Source organism: Natranaerobius thermophilus JW/NM-WN-LF (assembly GCF_000020005.1).
GTDB lineage: Bacteria > Bacillota > Natranaerobiia > Natranaerobiales > Natranaerobiaceae > Natranaerobius > Natranaerobius thermophilus.
Map to the genome: position 1 here is coordinate 1,741,215 of NC_010718.1, position 26,796 is coordinate 1,768,010.

26 protein-coding genes are annotated in these 26,796 nt (G+C 34.8%); all 26 read right to left on the reverse strand.

The genetic code is table 11. The features are described from left to right. Positions 1–87 precede the first annotated feature (87 nt). The gene (locus NTHER_RS08410) at positions 88–1,422 is read right to left on the reverse strand and encodes a pyrimidine-nucleoside phosphorylase (protein ID WP_012448107.1); all 1,335 of its coding nucleotides are present in this window, start codon (positions 1,420–1,422) and stop codon (positions 88–90) included. 74 nt (positions 1,423–1,496) lie between these two features. Then, positions 1,497–2,312 carry a purine-nucleoside phosphorylase gene (locus NTHER_RS08415; protein ID WP_012448108.1) on the reverse strand — a complete coding sequence of 272 codons (816 nt, stop codon included), beginning with the start codon at positions 2,310–2,312 and terminating at the stop codon, positions 1,497–1,499. Positions 2,313–2,348: 36 nt separating this feature from the next. Beyond that, positions 2,349–3,527 carry a phosphopentomutase gene (locus NTHER_RS08420; protein ID WP_012448109.1) on the reverse strand — a complete coding sequence of 393 codons (1,179 nt, stop codon included), beginning with the start codon at positions 3,525–3,527 and terminating at the stop codon, positions 2,349–2,351. 25 nt (positions 3,528–3,552) lie between these two features. Next, the gene (xerD, locus tag NTHER_RS08425) at positions 3,553–4,440 is read right to left on the reverse strand and encodes a site-specific tyrosine recombinase XerD (protein WP_012448110.1); all 888 of its coding nucleotides are present in this window, start codon (positions 4,438–4,440) and stop codon (positions 3,553–3,555) included. A 728-nt stretch (positions 4,441–5,168) separates the two neighbouring features. Continuing rightward, complete coding sequence (ald, locus tag NTHER_RS08435; RefSeq protein WP_012448112.1) at positions 5,169–6,284, reverse strand: alanine dehydrogenase; 1,116 nt, start codon at positions 6,282–6,284, stop codon at positions 5,169–5,171. A gap of 90 nt (positions 6,285–6,374) precedes the next feature. Beyond that, positions 6,375–7,013, reverse strand: coding sequence for a stage II sporulation protein M (spoIIM, locus tag NTHER_RS08440; RefSeq protein WP_012448113.1), 639 nt, complete (start codon positions 7,011–7,013; stop codon positions 6,375–6,377). A 75-nt stretch (positions 7,014–7,088) separates the two neighbouring features. Further along, positions 7,089–8,282: an endonuclease Q family protein gene (locus tag NTHER_RS08445; protein ID WP_012448114.1), complete on the reverse strand. Its 1,194-nt coding sequence runs from the start codon at positions 8,280–8,282 to the stop codon at positions 7,089–7,091. Positions 8,283–8,303: 21 nt separating this feature from the next. After that, positions 8,304–8,831 carry an NUDIX hydrolase gene (locus NTHER_RS08450; RefSeq protein ID WP_012448115.1) on the reverse strand — a complete coding sequence of 176 codons (528 nt, stop codon included), beginning with the start codon at positions 8,829–8,831 and terminating at the stop codon, positions 8,304–8,306. A gap of 6 nt (positions 8,832–8,837) precedes the next feature. Continuing rightward, complete coding sequence (locus NTHER_RS08455) at positions 8,838–9,956, reverse strand: DUF3866 family protein (protein WP_012448116.1); 1,119 nt, start codon at positions 9,954–9,956, stop codon at positions 8,838–8,840. A gap of 87 nt (positions 9,957–10,043) precedes the next feature. After that, the gene (locus tag NTHER_RS08460) at positions 10,044–10,583 is read right to left on the reverse strand and encodes a 2-oxoacid:acceptor oxidoreductase family protein (RefSeq protein ID WP_012448117.1); all 540 of its coding nucleotides are present in this window, start codon (positions 10,581–10,583) and stop codon (positions 10,044–10,046) included. Position 10,584: 1 nt separating this feature from the next. Further along, a complete protein-coding gene (locus tag NTHER_RS08465; protein ID WP_012448118.1) occupies positions 10,585–11,334 on the reverse strand; it encodes a thiamine pyrophosphate-dependent enzyme in 750 nt (249 codons plus the stop codon). Beyond that, entirely contained in the window at positions 11,334–12,392 is a 1,059-nt protein-coding gene (locus NTHER_RS08470; protein ID WP_041367627.1) for a 3-methyl-2-oxobutanoate dehydrogenase subunit VorB, read from the reverse strand. Before NTHER_RS08470 ends, NTHER_RS08465 begins: the two co-directional genes overlap by 1 nt. Positions 12,393–12,419: 27 nt before the next feature. Beyond that, on the reverse strand, positions 12,420–12,650 hold the full coding sequence (locus NTHER_RS08475; RefSeq protein WP_012448120.1) for a 4Fe-4S dicluster domain-containing protein: 231 nt from the start codon (positions 12,648–12,650) through the stop codon (positions 12,420–12,422). Between the two features lie 53 nt (positions 12,651–12,703). Then, entirely contained in the window at positions 12,704–13,462 is a 759-nt protein-coding gene (locus NTHER_RS08480) for a nucleotide-binding protein (protein WP_012448121.1), read from the reverse strand. Further along, a complete protein-coding gene (gene buk, locus NTHER_RS08485; RefSeq protein WP_012448122.1) occupies positions 13,434–14,510 on the reverse strand; it encodes a butyrate kinase in 1,077 nt (358 codons plus the stop codon). The genes NTHER_RS08480 and buk overlap by 29 nt, the downstream gene beginning before the upstream one ends. Positions 14,511–14,537: 27 nt before the next feature. Next, positions 14,538–15,602: a Glu/Leu/Phe/Val family dehydrogenase gene (locus tag NTHER_RS08490; RefSeq protein WP_012448123.1), complete on the reverse strand. Its 1,065-nt coding sequence runs from the start codon at positions 15,600–15,602 to the stop codon at positions 14,538–14,540. Between the two features lie 47 nt (positions 15,603–15,649). After that, entirely contained in the window at positions 15,650–16,558 is a 909-nt protein-coding gene (ptb, locus tag NTHER_RS08495) for a phosphate butyryltransferase (RefSeq protein WP_012448124.1), read from the reverse strand. A 213-nt stretch (positions 16,559–16,771) separates the two neighbouring features. Further along, positions 16,772–18,538, reverse strand: coding sequence for a sigma-54 interaction domain-containing protein (locus NTHER_RS08500; RefSeq protein WP_012448125.1), 1,767 nt, complete (start codon positions 18,536–18,538; stop codon positions 16,772–16,774). Positions 18,539–18,568: 30 nt separating this feature from the next. Further along, positions 18,569–19,396, reverse strand: coding sequence for a glycosyl transferase (locus tag NTHER_RS08505; RefSeq protein ID WP_012448126.1), 828 nt, complete (start codon positions 19,394–19,396; stop codon positions 18,569–18,571). Between the two features lie 28 nt (positions 19,397–19,424). Next, positions 19,425–20,120 (reverse strand): glycosyltransferase family 2 protein, encoded by a 696-nt coding sequence (locus tag NTHER_RS08510; RefSeq protein ID WP_012448127.1) that lies wholly within the window; start codon positions 20,118–20,120, stop codon positions 19,425–19,427. An 11-nt stretch (positions 20,121–20,131) separates the two neighbouring features. Further along, the gene (locus NTHER_RS08515) at positions 20,132–20,596 is read right to left on the reverse strand and encodes a DUF349 domain-containing protein (protein WP_012448128.1); all 465 of its coding nucleotides are present in this window, start codon (positions 20,594–20,596) and stop codon (positions 20,132–20,134) included. A 16-nt stretch (positions 20,597–20,612) separates the two neighbouring features. After that, positions 20,613–21,761 carry a putative cytokinetic ring protein SteA gene (gene steA / locus NTHER_RS08520; RefSeq protein WP_012448129.1) on the reverse strand — a complete coding sequence of 383 codons (1,149 nt, stop codon included), beginning with the start codon at positions 21,759–21,761 and terminating at the stop codon, positions 20,613–20,615. A 209-nt stretch (positions 21,762–21,970) separates the two neighbouring features. Further along, on the reverse strand, positions 21,971–22,495 hold the full coding sequence (locus NTHER_RS08525; RefSeq protein WP_012448130.1) for a hypothetical protein: 525 nt from the start codon (positions 22,493–22,495) through the stop codon (positions 21,971–21,973). Positions 22,496–22,621: 126 nt separating this feature from the next. Continuing rightward, positions 22,622–23,464: a sporulation transcription factor Spo0A gene (gene spo0A / locus NTHER_RS08530; protein WP_012448131.1), complete on the reverse strand. Its 843-nt coding sequence runs from the start codon at positions 23,462–23,464 to the stop codon at positions 22,622–22,624. A 162-nt stretch (positions 23,465–23,626) separates the two neighbouring features. Then, positions 23,627–24,928, reverse strand: coding sequence for a SpoIVB peptidase (gene spoIVB / locus NTHER_RS08535; protein WP_012448132.1), 1,302 nt, complete (start codon positions 24,926–24,928; stop codon positions 23,627–23,629). Between the two features lie 167 nt (positions 24,929–25,095). Next, on the reverse strand, positions 25,096–26,769 hold the full coding sequence (recN, locus tag NTHER_RS08540; RefSeq protein WP_012448133.1) for a DNA repair protein RecN: 1,674 nt from the start codon (positions 26,767–26,769) through the stop codon (positions 25,096–25,098). Between the last annotated feature and the right edge of the window lie 27 nt (positions 26,770–26,796).

A 26,796-nucleotide genomic window follows, 5' to 3' on the forward strand; every position in this document is an offset into this window, starting at 1 on the left:
AAAAAAATAAAAGGTCTCTGGTAATTGAGACCTTTTATTACAAGTTATAACATGAAAATTCTGATGATTTTGTTGTATGGTATCAATTTAAATGCTATCTAATTCACCTGGATTTGTATTTTCAGTTATCATGCCATAAATAAGTGACTTTCCTGAAGCACTTTCTGAAATATCAAAAGCATCTTCTAGAATAGGTGCGGCTTGTAATAATTTATCTTCATCGTTATACCATATTTTTGCTAATTCATCACCTGTACTAACTTCATCACCTAGTTTTTTATTTAATTCTATCCCAACGGATAAGTCAATTTTATCTTCTTTGGTTGCCCTGCCAGCTCCTAAATTTACACTGGCTAGTCCTACTTTTTTAGCATCTAAATTTGTAATAAATCCAGATTTATCTGCTGTTAATATTTTATAGTGCTTGGCTTGAGGCAGATTTTCTGTATTATGTATACCTGATGTATCTCCATTCTGAGCCTTTACTAATTGCTCGAGCTTAGCTAAAGCCTCTCCACTGTTTATTTTATTTGATAATAACTTTTTGCCTTCTGTAACTGTGGTAACTTTTTCGGCCATATTCAATAAGATGGCTCCTAAATTGAGACATAATTCTTTAAAATCTTCTGGTCCATTGCCCTTCAATGTAGCGATGGCTTCTTGTACTTCTAAGGAATTTCCAACCTTTCTTCCCAAAGGCTGGTTCATATCACTAATCACTGCCACCGTTTTTCTTCCTAAATTTTTGCCGATATTAACCATCTCATGTCCGAGGGCAGTTGCATCTTCAAGATTCTCCATAAAAGCCCCTTTGCCTACTTTTACATCCAATACAATCATATTGGTACCAGCTGCAAGTTTTTTACTCATTATTGAGCTTGCTATTAACGGAATTGAATCTACAGTAGCAGTTACATCTCTTAACGAATAAATTTTGCCATCAGCTGGAGCCAGCTGTTTTGTTTGCCCCACAATAGCTAGGTTATGCTTTTGTACCTGTTCAATAAAGTTTTCCATTGACAGTTCAGGGGTAAAACCCAAAAATGCTTCTAATTTGTCAATGGTTCCACCAGAATGACCTAGACCTCTACCAGACATCTTTGCCACGTTGAGATCTGCTGATGCTACCAGAGGAGCAAGTGCAAGTGTAGTTTTATCCCCTACTCCACCAGTACTGTGTTTGTCAACCTTGATACCGGAAATCCTGCTAAGATCTAAAACTTCACCTGAGTGTACCATAGATTTAGTTAATTGGGCAGTTTCTTGGCTATTCAATCCCTGTAAAAAAGCTGCCATTAAAAAGGATGACATCTGATAGTCAGGTATTTCACCCCTAGTATATCCTTGTACTAAAAAGTCGATTTCACTAGAAGATAATTCTCCACCTTCACGTTTTTTTACAATGACTTCATAAGCTCGCATTCTAAGGCCTCCCTGTAATAACGCCATCTCAAGTAGTTTGAATATTTCCTTTAATAGCAGTTGTTATAGTAAATTTACATTGATGCTAACACTTTTCTTACTAAACTCTGAAATTCGCCCCGAACTCTAGTTGTAACTTCTTCAACTTCTTTATGAGTTAAACGTTTATCTTGAATTCCTGCAGCCATATTCGTTATACATGAAATCCCTAATACATTCATATTACCGTGATTGGCGGCTATCACTTCTGGCACTGTAGACATACCCACTGCACTTGCTCCTATGGTTCGAGCCATTTTGATCTCAGCAGGAGTTTCATAAGAGGGACCAGGTACTCCTAAATATACGCCTTCATAAAGTCCTATGTCCAGTTCATTGGCGGCTTGTTTAGCTACTTCTCGTAATTCAGGGTCATAGGCATAGGTCATATCTGGGAAGCGGGTTCCTAGCCGATCATCATTTTTTCCTCTCAAGGGATTTGCGCCAAAAAAGTTAATATGATCGGTAATTAACATCAAACCTCCCACTGAAAAATTCAAATCAATTCCACCTGCTGCGTTTGTTACTATCAGTTTGTCTATTCCCATATTTTGCATTACACGAACTGGAAATGTCACTTCTTTCAAATCATATCCTTCATAGTAATGAAATCTACCCTGCATAGCCATGACCGTTTTGCTCTCAAGTTTACCTATTGCTAACCTCCCCTTATGCCCTTTAACTGTAGATTCGGGAAAATGAGGGATATCTTGGTATGGTATATAGTTAACATTTTCAATTTCGTCAGCTAAACTTCCCAAACCTGACCCTAAAATCAAACCAATTGATGGAACTTCATCACACTGATTCAATATATACTCCTTAGCTTCTGTTATTTTATGAAAATCCATATTAAAAACCTCCTTTATATAGAAATATAGAAATCTTTATCTAAAATTTAGCTGATCTTTAAAGCTGCTACCATGGGCAGTTGCACCAACGTTAAGTAAGTCAGTAATTGTTTGGCCCATATCAGCAAAACTTGATCTTGTTCCTATGGAAGTTGGATTTTCCAGTTTGTGATTATAAATTAAAATTGGTACATATTCTCTGGTATGATCTGTACCAGGATGTAATGGGTCACAACCGTGATCAGCCGTGATGATTAAGATATCATCATCATTTAAACTCGCTAAGATATTAGGTAAACTATTATCAAATTCAAATAAAGCTTTGTAATAACCTTCTGGGTCATTTCTGTGTCCATAGAGCATATCAAAATCCACTAGATTTGTCATAATTAGACCTTGATTATTTTCATTAAGCAATTCAGTTGTTTTATCGATACCATCAGCATTACTTTTAGTTGGATAAGTTTCAGTAAGCCCTTTATTAGCATATATATCCTTTACTTTGCCAATCCCAACTACGTCATAACCTTGTTCTTTAATTAAGTCAAGCATATTACCTTCTGGTGGTGCTAGGGAGAAATCTCTACGATTTTCCGTTCTGGTATAATCCGGAAATTTTCCAACAAAAGGTCTAGCAATGACTCTGCCTACCCCGTGTTCTCCAGTTAGTAATTCACGAGCAATTTCACAGATATCATACAATTTTTGAGGAGGTATGATTTCTTCATGAGCAGCTATTTGAAAAACACTGTCAGCAGATGTATAAACTATAGGATACCCGGTGTCTTCATGCTCTTTGCCTAGTTCTTTAATAATAGCAGTACCCGAAGCAGGATAATTTCCTAAAGTTTTTTTCCCAATTTGATTTTCAAATTGTTCTATTAACTCTGATGGAAAACCTTCAGGATATACGGGGAAAGGACGATCTAATACGTTTCCGGCTAGTTCCCAATGTCCTGTAGTTGTATCTTTACCAGGAGATTGTTCCATCATTTTACCATAATATCCCAAAGGATCCTCCAAGGCCTCCAATCCTTTAAAATTAACAATATTCCCGAGACCTAGATTATGTAAATTTGGTAAATAAAATCCCGATACGTTATCGGCGATATGTTTTAAGGTATTACTACCTTCATCGCCATATTTAGATGCATCTGGTAAAGCGCCAATTCCCAGACTGTCAAGAACAAGGACAATAACTCTGTTTACTTGCACTAGTAAATACCTCCTTCTCCAGGCTTTAAGCCCTGGGATGAGATTTTGAATAAACGTCCTTTAGGCGTTGTTTTGTTAAGTGAGTATATATCTGTGTAGTAGAAATATCTGAATGTCCCAACATTTCTTGAACTGCTCTTAAATCAGCTCCATTTTCAAGTAAATGTGTGGCAAATGAATGTCTAAGTGTATGAGGTGTGATTTTTTGTTTAATCCCAATTTTTTCAGCATATTTTTTTAATATTTTCCAAAAGCCTTGTCGAGATAATCTTTTCCCATGATGATTTAAAAATAACGCTGGTTCAGATAAGTTCTTTCTTAACTGGGGTCGGCTTTTTGATATGTAATCAGAAACACTTTTTATTGCCATTTTACCTAGAGGAACAATTCTTTCCTTATCGCCTTTCCCTTTACATAGTATGTACCCATTGTTACTATCAACATGCTCAACATTCAATGATATTAATTCACTAACTCTCATGCCTGTTGCATACAAAACCTCAAGCATTGCCTTATCTCTTTTACCTTTGAAATCGGTAGTATCCGGTTGGTTTAAAAGTTTGTCCACTTCCTGTGGTGATAAAATTTCAGGCAATTTTTTTTCTTGTTTGGGAGTTTCTAAATCAGTTGATGGATTCTCTGAAATCATGCCTTCCTGAAGTAAAAACTGAAAGAAAGACCGGACAGAGGCTATGTTTCTAGTTACGGTGGCCGAAGCTTTACCCTTTTCTTTCATAAATATTAAATATTTCATAATATGAGTACGTTTGACTTCCTGCCACTTTGTTACACCTTGTTGGTTAAGGAACTCTAAAAAGTTTTTTAGATCGCGCAAATACGAGTTTAGCGTGTTCTCTGACAAACCTCGTTCAACATTTAAATAATAGATAAATTCGTGAACGGTTTTTTCCATAGGCAATAACTCCTTCTTAAAATCATTAAATATTACTATTTAGTCTTTAGGCTCTGTTATACTCCGTTGTTGATAGTTGAACTCTTCGATTGAACTAATTTTGTGTAGGGTTGATATTACATCTTAACGATCCAACATTAGAATTAAAGTCAAATAACAGGATGTTATTTGCTGATCATGCTCAGGGATAAGCAGTTGATCAGGAAGCTTTAATTCTACTGTTGGGAAGTTTTAGATGTACCAGCCCGAAATTTTGATGTGAAATTGAGAATTCAACTATCAACATTCAAATTTAACACAGCCAAGCTTGAAAATATCCCTAATAATCCAAAATTCAACAAATGATGATAAAATCCTTCGACAAATTTTATTAAAAACCATGTTCATAGAAATTAAATAATCCTGACAAAATGGATTCCCAAACATTTTGGTAGCTTATAACAGGTTCTAGAATTTTTTGTATATACAACCAGCGAAAATATTCTGTCGATAACAGTGGAGATGAAAAGATGAAAAAAAATAATAAAGGTAAAATCACAACTAAAACAATTGATTTCTTTAATCTAGACAACATCCACCTCCTATAAGATATCAAAAAAAATTTATTTCTTTCAAATAACCTTTGAGACTTCCTATATTAACATATGTATTTATAATAAAGATTATATTACAATAAATTAAAAAACCGGGGAATTTTTTCCCCGGTTAAGTGTAAGTTCAAATTGTATTTACAGAATTTCATCAAGTGGGGTATATTCTAAATCTAAAGAGTTAGCTACAGGTTTATAAGTTAACTTACCATTGGCAGTATTAACTCCTGGTACCAACATTTCGTCTTCTTCAACAGCCTTTTTCCAACCTTTATTTGCAATTTTAATAGCATAAGGTAGGGTTACGTTGGTCAATGCAATGGTTGAAGTTCTGGGAACTGCACCTGGCATATTAGCTACTGCATAGTGAAGTACTCCATGTTTTTCGTAAACTGGATCATCATGGGTTGTAACTCTATCAATAGTCTCGATGGATCCACCCTGATCGATGGCAACATCAACAACTACAGAGCCTTCAGGCATTTTCTTAATCATGTCTTCTGTAACTAACTTAGGAGCCTTTGCTCCTGGAACTAGAACAGCACCTATTACCAAGTCACTTTCTTTAACACATTCTTCTATGTTTAGGCTATTACTCATTAATGTTCCAAGGCGGTTATAATAGAGGTCGTCTAGATAACGAAGTCTTGCAGGATCGATATCAAGAATTGTTACTTCAGCTCCCATGCCAAGAGCTATTTTAGCAGCATTAGTACCAACTATACCTCCACCAATAACGGTGACTTTTGCAGGTTTGGTTCCTGGTACACCACCCATTAATACGCCTTTACCACCATTAGTCTTTTCTAAAAATCTTGAACCCATTTGAGTTGACATTCTGCCTGCTACTTCACTCATAGGAGTTAATAGAGGTAGGGAGCCATCATGAGCTTCGATGGTTTCATAAGCAATACCAACTACATTTCTCTCAACTAGTTTTTTAGTTAATTCAGGTTCTGCAGCCAAGTGCAAGAATGTGAACATAATTTGGTCTTCTTTCATTAGATCGTACTCTGGAGGTAAAGGTTCTTTTACCTTCATAACCATTTCTGCTCTATCGTAAATATCATTAGCACTTGAAACAATTTCGGCTCCTGCTTCCTTGTAAGCCTCATCATAAAAACCACTACCAGTTCCTGCTTCAGTTTCAATCATAACTTCATGACCTTCTTGAATAAGAGACTGGGCCCCAGCAGGGGTTAAAGCCACCCTGTTTTCATTTGGTTTGATCTCCTTTGGCACACCTATTAACATGTCATTATTCCTCCTTTATATATTAATGTTAAATTATTCACTATATTTATCCCTTAGTAAAAGAATAACACATCTGTACAACTTTGCCAACTAAAATTGAACATACTGTAGTAATATTCTCATAAATGTTGGACTTATATAAGCTTCAATCAGTGAACCGGCTACAAAACCTACTCCTATAATGACAAATAATAAAGTATAATTTATTAATTCAGGAATAATAGAAATAGACTTTTTCCCAAGTTGATTTCTAATTAACAAAATAGAAAATGAAATCCCAGCAACAGAAATAATGAAAAAACAAGGCACAAATAGGACATTATGTGGCAAAATCGAAACTAATGCCAATAAAGCACCCATGAAAGAGGTTTTTTCAATTAAGAAACCAATAGTAAAACCAAAGGCAATACCTCTTAAGAAAACCAAAATCATTATGATGGGTATACCTACCATGGTAATTCCAAGCAACCATAGTATACCTAATAATGTCATGTTATAGCTTAGACTTGATAAAAATACATGATAATATTCTAAAGAATTTTGATTTGACACAAATTGATAAAAGTTGTCCAGATAAGCCTCGAGTTCAGAAGTTTGTTCTTGCGGAATATGATTTACTGTGACAACCCCTGTTGCTGTTCCTGCTAAAAACAATAATAACACGATTAAGAACAAGATAAAGTTATACTTAATATAAAGAGATAGTATCTCTTTAATTGAATTTAACATAAAACTCCCCCTAAACAAGCCATAAAACTCCCTATATTTTATGCAGCTTGTTAAGGGGATATCACCAAAAAGTAGTTAAGCTTTTACTCTCCCATAGTGACCTCCACCACCAGGAGTGAGGGATATATTACCATTACGGATTTGGAAGATTTTTTTTATTATTCTAGCAGAGACTACTTGACCCAATTCAGATTCAGTGCTGTCATGGATAATTTTTATCTCAGGACCCAACTGTCTAATTAATTTTTTATAAGTTTTATTCCCAATGCCCGGTACATCTTCTAGCGGGACCTGATAAGTATAGTTTCCCTGCTTCTTATGGGGGTGCTTATTAGAATCCATATCTTTTCGTCCAGACAATTGAGCAATTCGATCTAACACACCAGTAACTATCCTTGATGAACTACAAAATTGACACTTTGTCACTGGGGGGACTTCAAAGCCATTATTAGTTTCGCACTCTAAACAAAAACTACGATAATATTTCCCTAATTGAGGATGAAGCCCAAAATTTTCAATATTGTTACTGGACCCAGAAAGCTGTTTAATTAAACTTTTAAAGGACAGTTCTTCTAATCGTATTAAATTATATTCTCTGGCTATCTTGTTGAGAGAGTGTGCATCTGAATTTGTAATATATTTTATACCTTTTAGTGAAGGTATTTGATCTGCCAAGTATTTATCTGCGCTTAGACCTAATTCGACAGCAGTTATGTTTATATTTGCCAGGTCAGAATTGCTTGTATTTAATTCATTTAAATTATTTATGCTTGATCCAAGTAAACTTTTAAATGGAGTAAAGGCGTGGGCTGGCATAAAAATCCCGTCTAAACTTTGAACTATTTTTACAAAGCTTTCTAAATCGGATTTAAGGCACTGGGAACTCAATTGGACATTACTGAGATTCTTTGATGCCCAGTTAGAAAAGTTTTTAAGTGCTGTAAGATCAGGAAAATAAGCTAAGAAATGAGATCTACCTGCACCTACTGGAATCTCTACTTCACAGCCAAGAATTAATAACATACCATTACGATATAATAACCCTCCATCATCGAGTTCCCATAGCTCTCCCTTTGATATTAATTTCTCTAATTCAGAAATAACAGGAGGCGAGGCACAATCCACTATTCCAACGATATCTAATCCTTTGACATTATATGAATAATCTAAAATATTATATACAGTCATTTTATTGGATGCAGTTATTTTAACTGGTAAGCCTTTAGCTTGTCCTACATGTATATGTAGATCCGTAAAGTACTTCGTCATCTATAAATCACCGTCCATAATTTATTGGTAAAATTTGAGATAAAATAAAACTGAAATTATTGTCTTGGCATCTTTAATATCGCCAGATGAAATTTTATCTATTAAATTATTTAAATTTATTTTTTCAGTATATAACACTTCATCTTCATCCTGAAGAGCCGGGTCTTCATAAAGCCCAGTTGCCACATATAGATATACTTCTTCATCCAAATACCCTGGACTGGGACTGAAAGTCGTTAAATATTGCAAATTTCTTGCAGACATTTTCAATTCTTCTCGCAACTCTCTGGCAGCACAATCTTCAGGTGCTTCACCATTCTCTAAAACACCAGCGGGAATTTCCCAAGTTTGCCTTTCCAAAGCTTTCCGGAATTGCTTAATTAAATATACATCATTACCGCCTGTTAAAGGTAAAATAGCAGCTGCTCCTGAATGACGAACTATTTCCCTAACACCTTGTTTCCCATCTCCTAAATCCACATTATGTTTTTCTAAAGAAACTATTTTACCATTATAGATAGAGTTTTTTTGGATAGTACGTTCTTGCAAAGGTAATCACTCCATAACAATTTTTTTTGCAGTTACCCAGATTGTTTCAAAAAATTTAGGCTCATCATTAATTTTACGACCCATGGTTTCCATTTGCAATCCGGAATTTTTAAATATACCATGACACTCTTTTCCATTAATCCATGAAATTGTATGCCGAGCTGCTATTTCTTGATCTTTGGTTAACTGATCTAAGAGAAGACCTTCATATTTAGTTCCCATTGTCGGAAAAGTTAAATTTATATTATAGGCGTGACTTAATATAGTTAAGGTATGATGAGATAAACCCTGATGTCTGACCCGATTATCTTGAAAGTTAACTCGCGGAATTAAATATTTTCGTCCAGATAATTTATCAATAGCATATAATGAAAATAGCTGTTCAATACCACTAAATCCGTATTTTGTGCCTGTACCTACTATGCCTGGCCCCATCAATATCACAACTATATCGACTTTTAAAATTGAATAGGCTGTAATTAGAGCTGAAAACAAATTAACTGTTTCTATTTCACCGCCAAAGGCATTTCCCGTTGTAATAGTATGGTCTAGTAAGCCTTCTGCTTTTAATTTGGTAACAGCCTTGGAAAATTGCATGGGGAGCGCTCCAGCATCAGTCATTATATATGCTATTTTCCACTGAGGTCTTAATTTTTTTATTGCTACGGTAAAAGGCATTAACATGCTATGAAGTTCGCCTACTGCTACTGGTGTGCCGTTTAAATCATTAAAATTGCGTTCTTTAATTTTATATTCCTGGGTTTCTTCAATGGTTTGTACCCCAAATTGTAAAGGAGTGTAACGAAGTTTCATAATATGGCCTTTATCAAAATGGTTGATTGAAGGAAAAGATAGATTAGAAATCACATAATCTAACCCACCAGTTCCAAGGGCAAGTTCTTGAGCAGTCCTGTTTATTAAGACAATGTCTCCTATCCTGGCAGGTGTACAAAAAGATTTATATAATTTGGCTCTAGTTAAAAAATAATGGTAGTGATTGTTCAAATTATTGTTAGTTTGATTAACATTGCTATAATAGTTTACAGATATTTGTAGGTCTTGACTATCAGGGTTTTCATTTAATATTTTCAAAACTTTACCTTGATATACCGACAAATTAACCAAAATTTTCACTCCATTATGATATATAAAGTAGAGCCTGTTGCTACAGGCTCTACTTTATATTATGAGACAAATATAAATTTATTTGTTTTATTTAACCATTTCTGCGCCTTTTCTCAATGCCTTTTCATTTACAGGTATTAAATTGTGGCGCTTTTCCGGTAGAACTTTTTTTAGTGATTCTAATACAGAATCAATTGATACTGCATGTGTTTTTTCAATAAAAGCACCTAACATAACCATGTTAGCTATCCTGGATTCTCCTAATTCATTAGCGATTTCATTGGCAGGTATAGGATATATATCCACATCATCAATACTTTCTACTTCTTCTTCAATTAAGGAACTGTTATATAGGAGTACTCCTCCAGCCTTGATACTATCTTTGAATTTTACAAGAGATGGATAATTCATTGCAATTAATGTGTCAGGATTGGAAACTATAGGTGAACCCACCTGTTCTTCATCTGTAATCACAACAGTGCAGTTAGCAGTTCCACCTCTCATTTCTGGTCCATAGGAAGGCATCCAAGCTACACCTTTTGACTCAAGCATCCCTGCGTAGGTGAGCAGCTGCCCCATACTCATAACACCTTGTCCGCCGAAACCAGCCATAATGACTTCTTGCATCTTACTCCACCTCCTTGGGGGTTTTTACATCCCCGAGAGGATAGTTGGGTACCATATTATCATTTATCCATTGAATAGATTCTTTTGGACTCATACCCCAATTGGTTGGGCAGTTTGATAGAATTTCGATCATGCTGAAACCTTGTTTGTTCATTTGGATTTCAAAAGCTTTCTTAATTGCTTTTTTGGTCTTCTGTACACCACCCACATTATGAACAGTTTGACGTGTAATATAACTAGCTCCATCCAAAGTAGCCAGCATTTCGGACGTTTGAATGGGGAATCCTGCAATGTTTAGGTCTCGCCCAGCTTGTGAAGTGGTAGTTTTTTGCCCCTCCAAGGTGGTAGGAGCCATTTGTCCTCCAGTCATTCCGTAAATTGCATTATTGACAAATATTACACTGATATTTTCACCACGGGCCGCAGCATGTACAATTTCTGCAGTACCAATAGAAGCCAAGTCACCGTCACCTTGATAAGTGAACACTAAGCTTTCAGGATGTACTCTTTTAATGCCGGTGGCCACTGCAGGAGCTCGCCCATGGGCAGCTTGCTGCATATCACAATTAAAGTAATTATAAGCTAAAACTGCACATCCAACAGGAGCAACACCTACAGCGCTTTCTCTTTCTCCTAATTCATCCATGGATTCCGCAACCAATCTGTGAATTATTCCATGAGTACAACCAGGGCAATAGTGCATTTGATTATCAGTTAAGGCTTCAGGTTTTTTAAATACTTGTTTAGCCATTACTGGTCACCTCCTAGCAGCCGCTCTATTTCTTTTGCTATTTCTGAAGGTGTAGGCACTACACCGCCAGTTCGGCCATAAAATTTGACAGGAGCGGCTCCGTTTACGGCCAGTTTAACGTCTTCTACCATTTGACCTAAATTCATTTCAACTGTAATATATTCTTTTGCATTACCAGCAACTTTTTCAAAGGCTTCGAAGGGGAATGGCCAGATACTGATTGGTCTAATTAGTCCAATATTGTATCCTTTTTCGCGAAGTTGATTAATAGCATTTTTGCAGGCCCTTGATGTAGTACCGTACGCTACTACAAAGTATTCCGCATCTTCATGTAAGATTTCGTATCTAGTTTCATTTGCTTGAATTTGATCGTATTTTTCCTTTAATTTTAGATTGTGGTCTTCTAATTTTTCGGCTTGTAAAGCTAGAGAATTTATAATATTAGATGAAGTTCTATCTCCCATACCTGTTGTGGCCCATTCTTTTTCTGGCAATTGTTCAACAGGGTCTTTACTTAATTCGACTGGTTCCATCATCTGCCCTAAAATTCCATCACCAAAAATCATGGCAGGGTTTCTATATTTATCTGCCACTTCGAAGGCATCCATAGTTAAATCGACAAGTTCCTGTACTGAAGCTGGTGCGTAAGTGATCACAAAGTAATCCCCATGTCCTCCCGCTTTAGTGGATTGAAAATAATCTGATTGAGCAGGCTGAATACTTCCTAGACCGGGTCCTCCTCTAACGATGTTTGCAATCACACAAGGAACTTCTGCACCCGCGATATAAGAAATACCTTCTTGTTTTAAGCTGATACCGGGACTAGAAGAACTTGTCATTACCCGGGCACCAGCCCCTGCAGCACCATAAACCATATTAATGGCACTTACTTCACTTTCAGCTTGAATAAAAGTTCCATCAACTTCTAGTAACCGCCGAGACATATATTCGGGCAACTCGTTTTGTGGGGTGATAGGATATCCAAAGAAAAATCTACACCCGGCCCTAATAGCGGCTTCTCCAATAGCTTCGTTTCCTTTCATTAATGTCTTTTCCATATTCATTAAACCCTCCTCCCTTACAACTTATTCTTTCTCTGTTTCATCAAAGACTTCAATTACTAAGTCCGGGCACATACGAGCACACATTGCACATGCAATGCATTTGTCCATATCATCCACTGTAGCAGGATGATAACCTTTACTATTAATTTTATCAGACAATTTTACTATTTTTTGTGGACAAGCTTCCACACAAAGCTCACAACCTTTGCATCTCTCTTCCTTAAAAGTTACCCTACCTTTTTTCTTGGCCACTTGGTACCCTCCTTTCAAGTTTATAAATCATTTACTATAATTTAGGGCTAAAATTATTCCCACGGTGTTGTTAAATAATTTTTTATCGGCATTAAATTCTCTATTTGATTGTTCTCTATTTCATTGTTTTTTTCCTTAAACTTAGTAATTAGCTGTTCTGGTACAGTAGTATAAATTAGTGGTACCCCAAAATACTGGGAAACTTGTTGGCTAAATTTGTATCCTTTAATTATATCTTCTTCTGTGGTGTCATTTTTCATGTGAGTGTTATTAATAATACCAGTAATTTTCAGCCTAGAACTTTTTTGAATATTTTTCGCTAAGTCTATGGTTTTATCGTAATTAGAAGTTTGGATTCTATTAGCATTTAGTACAAGCCACATTTCATAGTTTTCTTCTGAAATGAAATTTTTAAAACTACCCATGGGGATAGATCCGTCAGGGTCACCACCTAAGTCCACAATAATTTTCCCCTCAGGTTGAGAGAGAGCCCCTCTCACCTGAGGAGTGATCACAGGAAAGTCAGCTTGTTGTAACTCTTTTCTAGGGATAATTGGATTTATCCCTTGCTCTTCTAGAACAGTCTGGACTTCCCTAGATCTAAAATATGGATTAATTATATCTAAGTCAATAAGACTCACCTGTTCTCCTTGAGATTGCAACCACATACTATAATTAATAGCATTTTCTGTTTTACCGCTTCCGAAATGTCCGGCAAATACAATAATGTCTGTTTCAGGAATTTTGGGATATTTTGTCATAAGATCACCAATACTTTCATAATTAAGAGTAATCTTTCGGAGTTTCTTCATTTCTTAAGACTCTTAAGCCACCTTCGGCCAAGGATTGCATCTCATCTTCTCCAGGAAAGACTAGAATTTCACCCAAGAATTTAATATATTCCTTCATTCTAGAAACTAGATATTCATCATGAGCTAATCCACCAGTTAATACAATAGCATCTAATTCACCTTTTAATACAACAGCACAGGAACCTATCTCTTTAGCTATTTGATAGATCATGGCTTCATATACTTTTTCAGCTTTCTCATCGCCTGATTGTATCATCTCTTGAACTTTTTTACCATCATTGGTATCTAAATAAGATACTAGTCCACCGTTACCAACCAACTGTCGTTTTAATTCTTTCCAGGTTAAATTGTGCTCATCTATATATCGTACTAAATCACCATTAGGGAGTCCACCACTTCGTTCTGGTGAAAAGGGTCCTTCTCCATCGAGGGCATTATTAACATCGATGACATCACCGCAATTATGCGCCCCCACGGAGATACCTCCACCTAAATGAACTACTACTAAATTAGCTTCTTCATATTTTTTACCTAGTTGAGCTGCTGCTTTTCTGGCAACTGCTTTGTGATTTAATGCATGGAAAATGCTTTTTCTTTCAATTGGCTCAAACCCTGATATACGTGCAATATCCTGTAATTCATCAACTACCACTGGATCAACAATATAGGCTGGAATATCAAGTTGATTAGATATTTCTTTAGCTATAATACCTCCCAAATTGGAAGCGTGCTCTCCTTGATAACCCTGTCTTAGATGTTCGACCATCAAATCATTCACTTTGAATGTACCACCAGAGATAGGCTTTAACAGCCCACCTCTGGCGACAACTGCATCTAGTTTATTAAAGTTCATGCCCTGTTCATCTAGAAAGTTCAGAATACTATCTTTTCTAAAGTCATATTGGTCTATAATGTCTTGAAACTTATTTAATTCCTCTGGTGAATGTTCGAGTTTCTTTTCAATTAATGGGCTTTCACCTTCATAGACAGCTATTTTTGTGGAGGTGGATCCAGGATTTATTACTAACAAGCGATGTTCTTGTTTCATATTGCAACCCTCCAAATGATTAGTAATTTATTTATTAATATAACTAGTTTTTACATGCTTAATCGCTTCGATTCGTTCTTCTGCCATTCTGTTGGCAGCTTCATGAGATGTGATATCATCTCTATTTGCTATATTAAAGATTTTCTTAATATTGTCATATATAGTAGAGATTTTTCTATATGCTCTTTCCTCATCATATCCAGTTAATTCGAAGGAGACATTAATAACTCCACCGGCATTAATTACATAATCAGGAGCATAAACTATCCCTCGTTTTTTCAATTCTTCAGCATGGCGTTTCTCATCTTCTAGCTGATTATTAGCAGCTCCAGCCACCGCTTTTACTTTTAATTTTGGAATAGTTTCATCGTTTAAGATAGCACCTAATGCACAAGGGGCAAAAATATCAGCTTCTTGTTCATAGATTTCATCAGTTTCCACAGCAGTGGCACCAAAGTCTGAAACTAACTTGTCTACAGCCTCTTTATCTATATCAGTGACAATTAATTTTGCTCCATCTTTATGAAGTAGCTCACTTAAGTAATATCCTACACTACCTGCACCCTGTATAGCAATAGTTTTTCCATTTAGATCTGCACTTCCCCAAATTTCATCAGCAACAGCTTTTATACCTGAATAAACTCCATAAGCAGTAGCAGGTGAAGGGTTGCCACTCTTACCTGGTAGTCCAACAGCAAAATCAGTTTCAGTATTAACAATTTCCAAGTCTGTTTCTCTAACACCCACATCTTCAGCAGTTATATATCGTCCGTTTAATGATTGAACAAATCTACCAAAAGCTCTCCACATTTCTTCCGATTTGTCTTTTTTAGGATCACCAATAATAACACCTTTTCCTCCACCAAGGTTCAATCCAGCTGCAGCTGATTTGTAAGTCATACCTCTTGCTAGTCTTAGCACGTCTTCAATAGCTTCTTCTTCATTGTCATAGGTCCACATTCTAGTGCCGCCAAGGGCTGGTCCAAGTGTGGTATCATGGATAGCAATAATTCCTTTAAGACCAGTCTTTTCGTCCTGACAAAATACCAGTTGTTCATAATCTGAAGCTTTCATTGTCTCTAAAATCTTCATAAAAACTACCTCCTTGATTAATAATTTTAGTAAAAATTTACTTCCTATTACTTTCTATTAGCCATCATCATACACGCGGCAGCAATAGAATAAACTTTGGCTTCATGTGGGTCGGCTCTAGAAGTGAGAATTACTGGTGTTTTTGCTCCCGCGATTATCCCAGCAATTTGACCTTTTGCCAAATGAGTCAAGGACTTATAAAGAATGTTACCAGCTTCAATATCAGGAACAAGTAAAATATCGGCATCTCCGGCAACAGGACTATCAATCTTTTTCTGAGCTGCAGCTTCTTTAGAAATCGCATTATCAAGGGCCAAAGGACCATCAACATGGGCATTTTTGATTTGCCCTCTATCAGCCATTTTAGAAAGCAAAGCTGCTTCTTTAGTAGCTTCCATATCAGGGTTCACAACTTCAACTGCTGCTAAAGGAGCTACTTTAGGTTTTTCAATATTCATATCATTGGCAATGTCTACTGAATTTTGAACAATATTGACCTTTTGATCTAAATCAGGGGCAATGTTCATGGCAGCATCAGTTAAAAACAATAATTTATCATATTCCGGTACATCTAAAATAGCGATATGACTTAGGATATTACCAGTCCGCAACCCATTTTCTTTATCGAGAACTGCTTTTAATAAATCTCTTGTTTGTACATGACCTTTCATAACAGTATCAGCTTCACCTTGATTGACTAATTTAACCGCCATTTGAGAAGCTTTAGCAGGTTCAGACTCATTGATTATTTTGTAACTACTCACATCAAAGTTTAGCTCGTCTGCTATTTCTTTGATTTTTTTCTCATCACCAACTAGGATTGGTTCACAAATTTCATTTTCAGCTGCTTCTTTCAAAGCTATGAGAACTTCTTTATCTTCGGCAGCTGCTACACTAACTTTTTGAGTTGTATACTCTTTAGCTTTATTAAAAACTTCATCCAGATTTTTAACCAATTCTTATTCCTCCTTTCAAATTACTGCTTTTTGTTTTCACAAAAATAATACAATTTCTATTATTTATATTAATGCAAATATCATGCCAAAAAAATAACTGCCAAATCACCCTATAAAAAGGAGTTTGGCAATTAGGTTAACTGCAATTTGTTGCAGTTTTTTTGCAAAATATTACATGCAATACCTTTCAGTTATTTTTCATATTTCTAGATTTTATTGATTGATTTGATATTTTTCTAATTTATAATACAAAGTTCTCAAACCTATCCCCAATTGTTTGGCAGCTTGTTCTCTATTGCCATTATAGTCTTCTAATGTTTGTTTAATTACCTGCTTTTCCGTTTCTGTTAGGATGTCTTTTAAACTCATCTGATTATCATTACTTAAAAGTTCCATTCCTGGAGCAATTAATGGGGCCTGATTTTTTTCCGCAAGAGTGTGAATTGGAGGTAAGTGTTTGGGTTTGATTTCAAACTCTTTCATATTCATATTAATCATTGCTCTACCAATAAAATTTTCTAGTTCCCGAACATTTCCTGGCCAGTGATAACTTTCTAAAATTTTCAAAGCTTCGTTAGAAACTTCTTTAACATTTCTGCCATATTCTTGATTAAATTTTTTAATTAAATGTTGGGCCAATAATGGAATGTCTTCAGTGCGTTCCTGTAATGGGGGGATTCGGATTGGTATAACATTTAATCTATAGTACAAATCTCTTCTAAAATCCCCTTCATTTACAGCCTTTTCTAATTCTCTGTTAGTAGCAGCAATTACTCGACAGTTTATAGAAATCGGTCTTTCTCCACCAACTCTCACAATTTCCCATTCTTGCAAAACTCTTAATAATTTAGTTTGTAAATTTAAAGTCATTTCTCCAATCTCGTCAAGAAAAATTGTCCCATTTTTGGCTTGTTCAAAAACTCCTTTTTTACCACCTTTCTTAGCTCCAGTAAAGGCACCTTCCTCATACCCAAATAATTCACTTTCTAGTAAACTTTCAGGAAGTGACGCACAATTAACTCTGACAAAGGGATTATATTTCCTTTCACTAGTATTATGAATGGCATGAGCAAAGAGCTCTTTTCCCGTTCCACTTTCACCTCTTAATAAAACAGTAGCAGGAGTAGTGGCTGCAGTTTTAGCCAGTTGAATAGCAGTCTCAATATCTTCTGATAGACCAATTATATCTTCGAAGGTATATTTAGCCTCTAATTTTCTAATTATACTCTTGGCTTCATTAAGTTCTTCAGTTAACTGTTTTATTTTAGAAACATCGTGTATTACACCTACACTTCCTTTCAATTTTCCATCAACTACGATAGGGGCTACATCGACAATTACATCTTTTTTATTTGGCCCAACTTTCATAGGTACGTTTTTAACTGAATCCATAGTCTGCAATACTTTATAGTGCATACTCTCGCCTTCTGCTATGTCTACTGTTGCAGGCCTACCAATTACATCTTCTTCAGTTAATCCAGTTAATTCCGTATAAGCTGGATTAATTAAAATTCCTAATCCGTCTTCATCGACAACTGAAATAGCATCCTGAGTCGAATTAATAATCGCCTTTAACATGCTTTCAATCTCTTTGAGATCAGTTACTTCTTCGGCTAGGGAAATCACTTCAGTAATATCTCTAAAAACAGCTACAGCTCCCATTATATTGTCGTGGTCGTCAAAAACTGGCACTCTATTTGTTATTATTGTAGTTTTTTGATCAAGTTCCTGTCGACGATTATATTCCGGGACGCCAGTTTGTAAGATTATAGGGAGCCTGGTATTTGGAATTACTTTTTCGGCATATTTACCGAGTACATCTACTTTTTTTATATTTGTGATCCTCTCGGCTGCATTATTAAATAAAGTTACAATACCTTGATCATCAACGGCAAGCATGCCATCATGAGTTGAATTTAATATCTGTTTGATTTCACTTTCATTGACATGAAAGCTGTTACTTAATTTATTATCCACCATTATTTTCTCCCTCCGGTTCTCAACACCAGATCATTTTCTACCTAACTCGTCAATAAAACTTAGGACAATAGATTTTTTTATTATTGTACTTAAGGAATAAAACTCTGTCAAAATATGTATTGTTAATAAAAAACCAAAATAAATTAATTTTTCTTCTAATGTAAATGATAAAACAGCTATCCCTCCTAAATATCCTCCTATAGGATTGGCTCCTGTATCACCCATCATGTAATGTTCTTGTATATCCCCCATGGCATAAGCAGTTAACATGGCCATCAGAGGTATTAGCAGTTCAAAATTATTATCTAAAATAACAATAAAGATAATCCCCCATATTAGTGACCATTTGGCTGCCCTACCTGGCTTCACATCTAATAAATTAACTAAATTTGCTGATAAAGAAATTATCATCACATCTATTAACAATATAGGTCCATAAAATTCTCCTGCTGCAATTAAAGAAAATAATAACCCAATTTTTACTCCAAACAATGCCTTTAAAAAACCAGCTGATACAGAACCCTTTTTTAAGAAAAGGTAAATATGTCCTATTAATCCTTTTTCTTGGTCAAGGCTAAAATCATCAATTAACCCCATCACTGCAAGGGAAAATAACAGAAAAACCATTAATAATATATGTAGTGGATCTAAACCCATAATAAACAAAATAACAGCTATCGGTACTATTATTATTGGGAAAACAATTCCCATTTTCCCCGGTATACACTTACCCCTGAAATTTTTTGTAACTAAATTGGCATTGATTAATATATCTTTAAAGACAATTAAACTAACTCTTGTTACTAACAATACTGTTAAAAATAGTCCTAGTAACTTCCAGTAAAATGGGGTCCACATACACAACTCTCCAAGTTCAATTATCTGTTTAGTACATTTGAACAAATTTTTTACGTAATAATGTTATCAAAATTTGTATAAACTGTTTCCCACGATGAAGGAACCCTTGTAAATCTTTACCAGTCTTTCTGTGAGACATATTTTCTTCAACTTCAATCACTTTTGCTTCTCGTTTTAAAGCCTCAACTGTCATTCCCAGTTCTACTCCATATCCACTGTCAATTTCTAACTCTAAAAGCTGTTTAGCCAGTTCTCTGTTTATAACTCTTTGTCCTGACAGAGAAGCTTCGGTTACTTTCCCTGTCAATAAATAAGTCCCAGTTTTAGCCAACTTTTTTACTAATCCAAATCCACCGTATTTATAATTGCCTTCTTTAGGAAACTTAACTATTGCCATATCAGCCTCACCGCACACTACTGGAGTAATCAAACTCTTGATTTTTTTAGCGGTTTGACCGAGATCAGCATCAACAAAGGCTACCACCTGACTATCACTAGACTCAACCCCTGTATATAGGGCTTTACCTTTTCCATAATTTTTATCTAGTTTAACACAACTTACCCCTTGAGCCTTAGCTAATTCAAAAGTTTCATCTTTTGAGCCATCATCTACAACAATAATTTCATTAACTTCATTTAAATCTTGCAAACCTCTGATAGTATCTACGATATTATTCCCTTCATTACAGGCTGGAATAATAGCAGAAACCTTAGGATAAGTCATAATTTACGCTCCTAATTGAAAGTTTCAGGTTCAGGACCTAGGATAATAACAATTTCAGTAGATTCTAGATAATCAACTACCCTGTCATTTTCATTTAAAGACTTTAATTCTGTTTGATCTAAGTATCTATAATCTTTAAGACCAAAGGTTTCTAATTGATGTTCTAAAGATAACGGCCTTTCATTAACCATTACAAACAGTTCATTATTCTCCGAAACAACATCATTGTAAGTGTCTTTGATATCGTTTCGAGCTTGTTGAAGTTCTTCTAATTCATTGCTTAATTCTTGTTTTTCTTCGATCAAACGTTCGTTTTCTTCTGCGAGTTCATCAAAATGTTTTTCTAAACGATAGATAATTTCCTCTTGCTGTCGAACTAAAATATCGTCTCCCATACTCATTCCCATAAGTATACCTATTGCCAGGCTACAAAATAGCGAGACAATCGTAATTATGTAATGGTTTATTTTAAACAACTTTAAAACCTCCTAATCAGAAAAACAAACGTACATATAGATACAATAACCTAAAAAAATGCGCCACTATTGGGGAAAGCATAGCTAATATCACTACAGGTAATATGGCTGAAACTACAATTAAACCTAAAGATTGTAACTTAACTCTCGGCCGATAAAGTTGACTAACTCCCTTGGCATCAACTAATTTTTCACCAACCTTTAGTCTTGCTAAAAAAGTACTTGCCATTCCCTGACGGCCCTTTTCTAAAAAGTCAATTACATGAGTATGAGTCCCCAAAGCTACTAATAGACGAGCTTCCATTTGGTAAGCCAGTAATAAAGCTAGATCCTCACTGGTCCCAGGTGCAGGGATATCATTATAATCTAAACCTAGTTTTTTTAATCTTTTCGCACCAGGCGCACTTCCATTGGGGTAAGCATGCACAATTCGATTTTTGATTTTATTAAGAGCATAATCTGAAATACTATCCATATCTCCTATTACAATATCAGGTGAGAAGCCATATTCTATTAATGCATCTGCTCCTCCATCAACCCCAATAAGTACAGGATTTTCTTCATTTATATATTCTGAGATGGCATCTAAATCTTTACGATAATCTTTACCTCTAACAACAATCACACAATGTCTATTATAAAATAAATTAACAAGATCAGATGATAACTCATCGGTATACAGATCTTTTAACATTAAATCTTTTTCTTTAATTGCATATTGAAAAGTGTTTTCTACGAACTCTCTCAGGCGAGTTTCAAAATTGTTTTCAGCGATTTTTTCTAACTGGCTAATAACTTGTAAATTTACAATTCGACCTCTACCTATTAATTCGTCATCTTGATATATACACTCACCATCTATGAATATATCTCTTTCTGGTTTTAATTTATCTATAATATTTTCATCAACTTGATCAATCAATGGAACACTGTGTTCAATAAATACCCTCGGACCTTGATTAGGATAATATCCAGTCATGCTGTCACTGAGATTAATAACAGCCTTTATATTTGCTTCACACAATGATCTGGCGGCTATTTCATCAATATCTTCATGTCTTATAATAGCTATATCACCGGAATCAAGCAGTGGTGTTAAATCTTTAGTTTTAAATCCTAATTTCCCTCTTCCTTTTATTTTCCCTTGCTTGATTGGACTGATCAATATATATCCTCCTAATGGCTAATACATCTTAATTGTGTAACTGATTCCATAGTGTAACTGATTCATTAATTAGTATGACTTAATTTGCTATTAGCTATAAATAAAAAATCAACCGCTTATAAGCGGTTGATTTTTTCAAAGTATTTATTATATCTCTTTGCTAAGAATGCGGGTAATAACCAACTCAAGCTAAAAGTGATTTTTACTTGCTAGGGCATATAATCCCAAAAAGCAGTGTACGTATTTAATGTTACATCCCATTGAACATTTGGCATTTGAAAGCCCTCTTCGTGAGAAAAGATCGCCAATTCATCACTTTCAATAGGTGTATCCAATTTACCAGGATAATCTACCCAAAAATGATCTAAAGAATATTTAATAGTATATGGTTCTTGTCTATACTCTAGCATGGATGCAAAAATTACCATCCTTGATTTACAATCACCTTTTTGATTAGCAATGATTTCATCAACTGTTGGATAGTACCATGGCATTCCATAAGTAGTCCAATCATATTGATAAGGTATACTTTCAATTACCGCTGATTCTAATTGGCGGACATCTATTTCATCATCTATAAATCTGATAGGATAATTTAAAACTTCTTGGGTATCTATTGGTGGATCAATTATTCGATAAATAGATTGAGCAAATTTTAGCGGATTAGGATACAATGCAAATAGAATCATTAGTAAAGTTATCAATATTTGCCAATGAACATTAATTTTTCTCACTCCAAGGACTCCTCAAAAATACGAATTAATATTATATTATAATTGCTTTTAAAGAAAACTGTCAAATAAATTAAATCATGATCAAATAGTGATAGATCAGTTAAATTCGATATGTACCTTCAGAGTTTAAGCTCTTTGTTTTGTTTTTAATCTCAATTTGTCGGCTACAATTGCAATAAATTCTGAATTCGTTGGCTTCCCTTTTTCAGTATTTATGGTATATCCAAATAAATTCTTAATGGTTTCGATATCATTTCTATTCCATGCTACTTCAATGGCATGTCTAATTGCCCTTTCAACTCTACTCGGTGTAGTTTCAAAGGTTTCAGCAATCTTGGGGTATAAAATCTTAGTTACCGAATTTAATAAGTCAGGGTCTTCGATAACCATCATAATTGCTTTTCTTAAATAAAGATATCCTTTTATATGAGCAGGAACTCCCAATTCGTGAATGATATCAGTGATTTCTGCTTCTAAATCAACTTTATTATTTTCGGGGTTTATGGAATTACCTATATTCTGAGAATCCTGAAGTACCATTTCTTTACTATCATCGGTAGCAGCTAGATTGTCAATTTCAGGTTTTGACATCCCAAAACCTGAATACAATTGTTTGATCCTATCTGCTAAAATATCCATGCTAAAGGGTTTTAAAATGTAATAGTCGGCTCCTAGACTAACGGCCCGTTGTGTTATCTTTTCGTGACCAAAGGCAGTTAGCATAATAGTTTTGGGCTTATTTTCGAAATCTTCTTTTTGCAGATACTCTAATACACCTATTCCATCTAATATTGGCATAATAATGTCAAGTAACAAAATATCAGGGGGACTTTGTTTAATTTTTTCGATAGCTTCTTCTCCATTATGTGCAGTACCCACAACATTAAAATCGTCATGTTCAGCCAAGTAATCCTTCAAAATTTCACAAAATTCTTTATTATCATCTACAATTAAAATATCAATCAACAATAAATACCTCCTTTAATAATAATTTATCCAAAATTTAAGAACTATTGCCAAAAAATGCTTTCGACAAATCAGTAAATAGTTCCTTCATTTTCCTATAAAAAAATTGGCATCGAATATCCACACGCTTCGATGCCAATTAACAGAAATTTGTGCAAATGTGTATTATTTTTCGGATTCATAGAGCATCCACTCTAAAAACGTTCCATATCCCTTTTCTGAATCGTTTACAAATACATGTGTAATTGCACCAATTAATTTATCATCTTGGATGATAGGACTACCACTCATACCTTGAACAATACCACCAGTTCTTTGTAGTAATTCTTCATCTGTAACTTCAATTACCATCCCTTTTCCATTTTCTGCATTGTGTGGAAAAACTCTTTTGATTTCAATCTCAAATCTTTCTATCTCTTGATTATCTAAAACCGTTAAAATTTGAGCTGATCCTGGTTCTGCGTGTTTAGCCAATCCAATAGATTTGGGTTCAATTTGGGAACTGTATACACTTTCATTAGTGATTTTACCAAAAATACCATGTTTAGTATTTTTTTCAATAGTACCTAAAGGTTCTTCACCATGGAGGAAATTTCCCTTTTTTTCTCCTGGTTTTCCATCACTACCCTTGTTAATGTCTATTATCCTGGCATCTACAATCCTACCATCTTTTAAAGAAGCAGGAGCACTATCCCATGTTGAAATTGAATGGCCTAAAGCTCCATATTCTTTGTTTTCAAAATCTTTATAAGTTAAAGTTCCAACTCCTAGAGAAGAATCGGTAAGATACAAACCAATACCATATTCATTTAAGTTTAAACAGTATCGAGGATCAATTGTTTTCGATTTTTCTTTTCCTGATCGTTCAATAATCACTTCAATTGAATCGGTATCTTGTTTTTCTAATAGATCAATTAATAATTCTGAAGTAGAATCTAAACTTGAAATATCATGACCTTCTATCTCAAGTAGGCTATCTCCTTTTTGAATGCCAGCTTTTTTAGCTGGTGACATTTCACCATTTTCAGTTTCTAAATAAAAGTAGTCAGAAACTACTATTTCACTAGTTCCTGCTTTTATTCCAATGGCTTCGCCTCCTGGTACTAATTCCCTGTCTTCAATTACGTTTATTTCCATTGTTCTAAGGGGAACATAACCAAAAAGACGAAACTCTACTTTAACATTACCAACATCTAAGGAAGAAAGTTTTAAAGGTTCTGTTAAACCTACTGCTGCGGGAGTTTGATCAGTAATTTGTTGACCATTGACTGATAAAATTTGATCTTGATTTAATATGTGTAGTTCTACTGGTAAAAATGGATGAACTTCCAGTTTATCACCCTTAATTAGCCTTAATTCATTGGGTAATTCCACATAATTTCTTACGGGACTGCTAAAACCAACTAATAGAATTACAGCTGCTAAGATAATCCCTGTAATTTTTCTACTAGTTTCTTTGTTTATCAATTGTCAACACTCCTAGTTAATTTGAGATTTTTTCACCTCCCCGGCTGATTGATGCAGCGCTATTTTTAAATTTCCCTCGATAAGTATGTCTAATACTGTAGCTATTTTAGGGAATAAACTGAAACTCAAGGTATCATTAACAAAAAAAACACCATTTTATAATGGTGTTAATCTCTCCCAAAAATCATGTTTTCGGCATGTTCTAAAGATGTTTTTGATGGTTCTTCTCCATCAATCATCTTGGCTATCTCAAAAATTCTATCTTGACGGGATAAAGTGTTTATTTCAGTTGCAGTTCGGCCATTATAATCTGATTTAGATAATTTAAAATGTTCATCAGCTTTACTAGCAACTTGTGGTAAATGGGTGACGCATAAAATTTGTGTATTATCGGACAAGCTTTGTAATTTATACGCTACTTTTTGAGCAGCAGTCCCACTAATGCCTGTATCTACCTCATCAAAAACTAAAGTGCTTATATTGTCGATATCAGAAAATATTGATTTTAGAGCAAGCATAACTCTAGCAAGTTCACCACCAGAGGCTATTTTTACAAGAGATTTTACTGGTTCACCTTTATTGGGGCTAAATAAAAATTCAGCTTTATCAAAACCTCTTGAATTAAGTTTAGTCTGTTGAAGATCTACACTAAATTGAACTTTATCCATGGCTAAATCCTTTAATTGAGAAATGATGTTTTCTTCTAAGTTAGGCTTTACTTCCATTCTTTTGTTATGAAGTTGTTGCGATAAATTATTTAATTTATCTGTTATTTGTTGCTGTTCTTGTTCAAGTTGAATACGCTGATTTTCAGTGTTTTTCAAGTAATCAATTTCCGAAGCTATGTCTTCTAGATAATTCATAATCTCTTCTATTGAATTCCCATATTTTCGTTTTAGCTCGTTGTAAGTGTTAATCCTATCTTCGATTTCTTGAAGTTCCATAGGATTAATATCCATTTCTTCAATATAGTTATTAATATCTCGGCTTAGTTCCTCAATTTTGATCATCTCTTGTTCAACTTGTTGGTAAAAATTTTCTATTTTGTTGTCTATATCAACGGCATTTCTCAGCTTGTCCAGGACTGAGCCTAAGGAATCTATAACCGAAGGCTGATATTCTTCTCCTTCATAAATTCTGGTATATGCAAAACCGACAGCTTCCCTTAACCTTTCTATGTTCTGTAATTTATTTCTTTGTTCTATTAATTCTTGTTCCTCTTTAGAATCCAGGTTTGCTTCTTCAATTTCTCTTTGTTGATATTCCAGTAGTTCTAATCTACGGGCTCTTTCTTTCGGATCTTGAATTAGCTCTTGTAATTTCTGCTTGTTTTGCTGGAGCTGTTGATAGAGTTCTGAAATCATTTCTCTTAGCTGTAATAATTCTGAACCACCATATGCATCTAAAAGATCAAGATGTTTATCAATATTTAATAAAGATTGATGATCGTGCTGTCCATGAATATCTACTAACTGTTTACCTAACTCTTTTAATTTATTGACTGTTACTATTTGATCATTTATTTTTGCAATACTCTTACCTTGGGATATTTCTCTAGTTATTATCAAAAGCTGGTTATCTTCTTTGGCTATTCCCCATTCTTCCAAGATATTATCAATGGGACCTGATTTTAGTTGAAACACCCCTTGTACAATAGCCTTTTTACTCCCTGTACGAATGTATTCAGTGGATGCTCTTCCTCCCAAGATAAGTCCTAAGGCATCTAAAATTATTGTTTTCCCTGCACCAGTTTCTCCAGTTAAAATATTTAATCCCGGACCAGGCTCCAGGATAAGGTGATCAATCAGGGCAAAATCTTTAATATTTAGATGTACTAGCATTCGAGCCCTCCTTCTCTAATCAGCAGC

Excerpts from the sequence above, each read along its gene's own strand:
- NTHER_RS08410 (WP_012448107.1), bottom strand. The coding sequence starts at position 1,422 with ATGCGAGCTTATGAAGTCATTGTAAAAAAACGTGAAGGTGGAGAATTA.
- NTHER_RS08415 (WP_012448108.1), bottom strand. The coding sequence starts at position 2,312 with ATGGATTTTCATAAAATAACAGAAGCTAAGGAGTATATATTGAATCAG.
- xerD (WP_012448110.1), bottom strand. The coding sequence starts at position 4,440 with ATGGAAAAAACCGTTCACGAATTTATCTATTATTTAAATGTTGAACGA.
- ald (WP_012448112.1), bottom strand. The coding sequence starts at position 6,284 with ATGTTAATAGGTGTGCCAAAGGAGATCAAACCAAATGAAAACAGGGTG.
- spoIIM (WP_012448113.1), bottom strand. The coding sequence starts at position 7,013 with ATGTTAAATTCAATTAAAGAGATACTATCTCTTTATATTAAGTATAAC.
- NTHER_RS08445 (WP_012448114.1), bottom strand. The coding sequence starts at position 8,282 with ATGACGAAGTACTTTACGGATCTACATATACATGTAGGACAAGCTAAA.
- NTHER_RS08460 (WP_012448117.1), bottom strand. The coding sequence starts at position 10,583 with ATGCAAGAAGTCATTATGGCTGGTTTCGGCGGACAAGGTGTTATGAGT.
- NTHER_RS08465 (WP_012448118.1), bottom strand. The coding sequence starts at position 11,334 with ATGGCTAAACAAGTATTTAAAAAACCTGAAGCCTTAACTGATAATCAA.
- NTHER_RS08470 (WP_041367627.1), bottom strand. The coding sequence starts at position 12,392 with ATGGAAAAGACATTAATGAAAGGAAACGAAGCTATTGGAGAAGCCGCT.
- NTHER_RS08480 (WP_012448121.1), bottom strand. The coding sequence starts at position 13,462 with ATGAAGAAACTCCGAAAGATTACTCTTAATTATGAAAGTATTGGTGAT.
- buk (WP_012448122.1), bottom strand. The coding sequence starts at position 14,510 with ATGAAACAAGAACATCGCTTGTTAGTAATAAATCCTGGATCCACCTCC.
- NTHER_RS08490 (WP_012448123.1), bottom strand. The coding sequence starts at position 15,602 with ATGAAGATTTTAGAGACAATGAAAGCTTCAGATTATGAACAACTGGTA.
- NTHER_RS08500 (WP_012448125.1), bottom strand. The coding sequence starts at position 18,538 with ATGGTGGATAATAAATTAAGTAACAGCTTTCATGTCAATGAAAGTGAA.
- NTHER_RS08505 (WP_012448126.1), bottom strand. The coding sequence starts at position 19,396 with ATGTGGACCCCATTTTACTGGAAGTTACTAGGACTATTTTTAACAGTA.
- NTHER_RS08510 (WP_012448127.1), bottom strand. The coding sequence starts at position 20,120 with ATGACTTATCCTAAGGTTTCTGCTATTATTCCAGCCTGTAATGAAGGG.
- recN (WP_012448133.1), bottom strand. The coding sequence starts at position 26,769 with ATGCTAGTACATCTAAATATTAAAGATTTTGCCCTGATTGATCACCTT.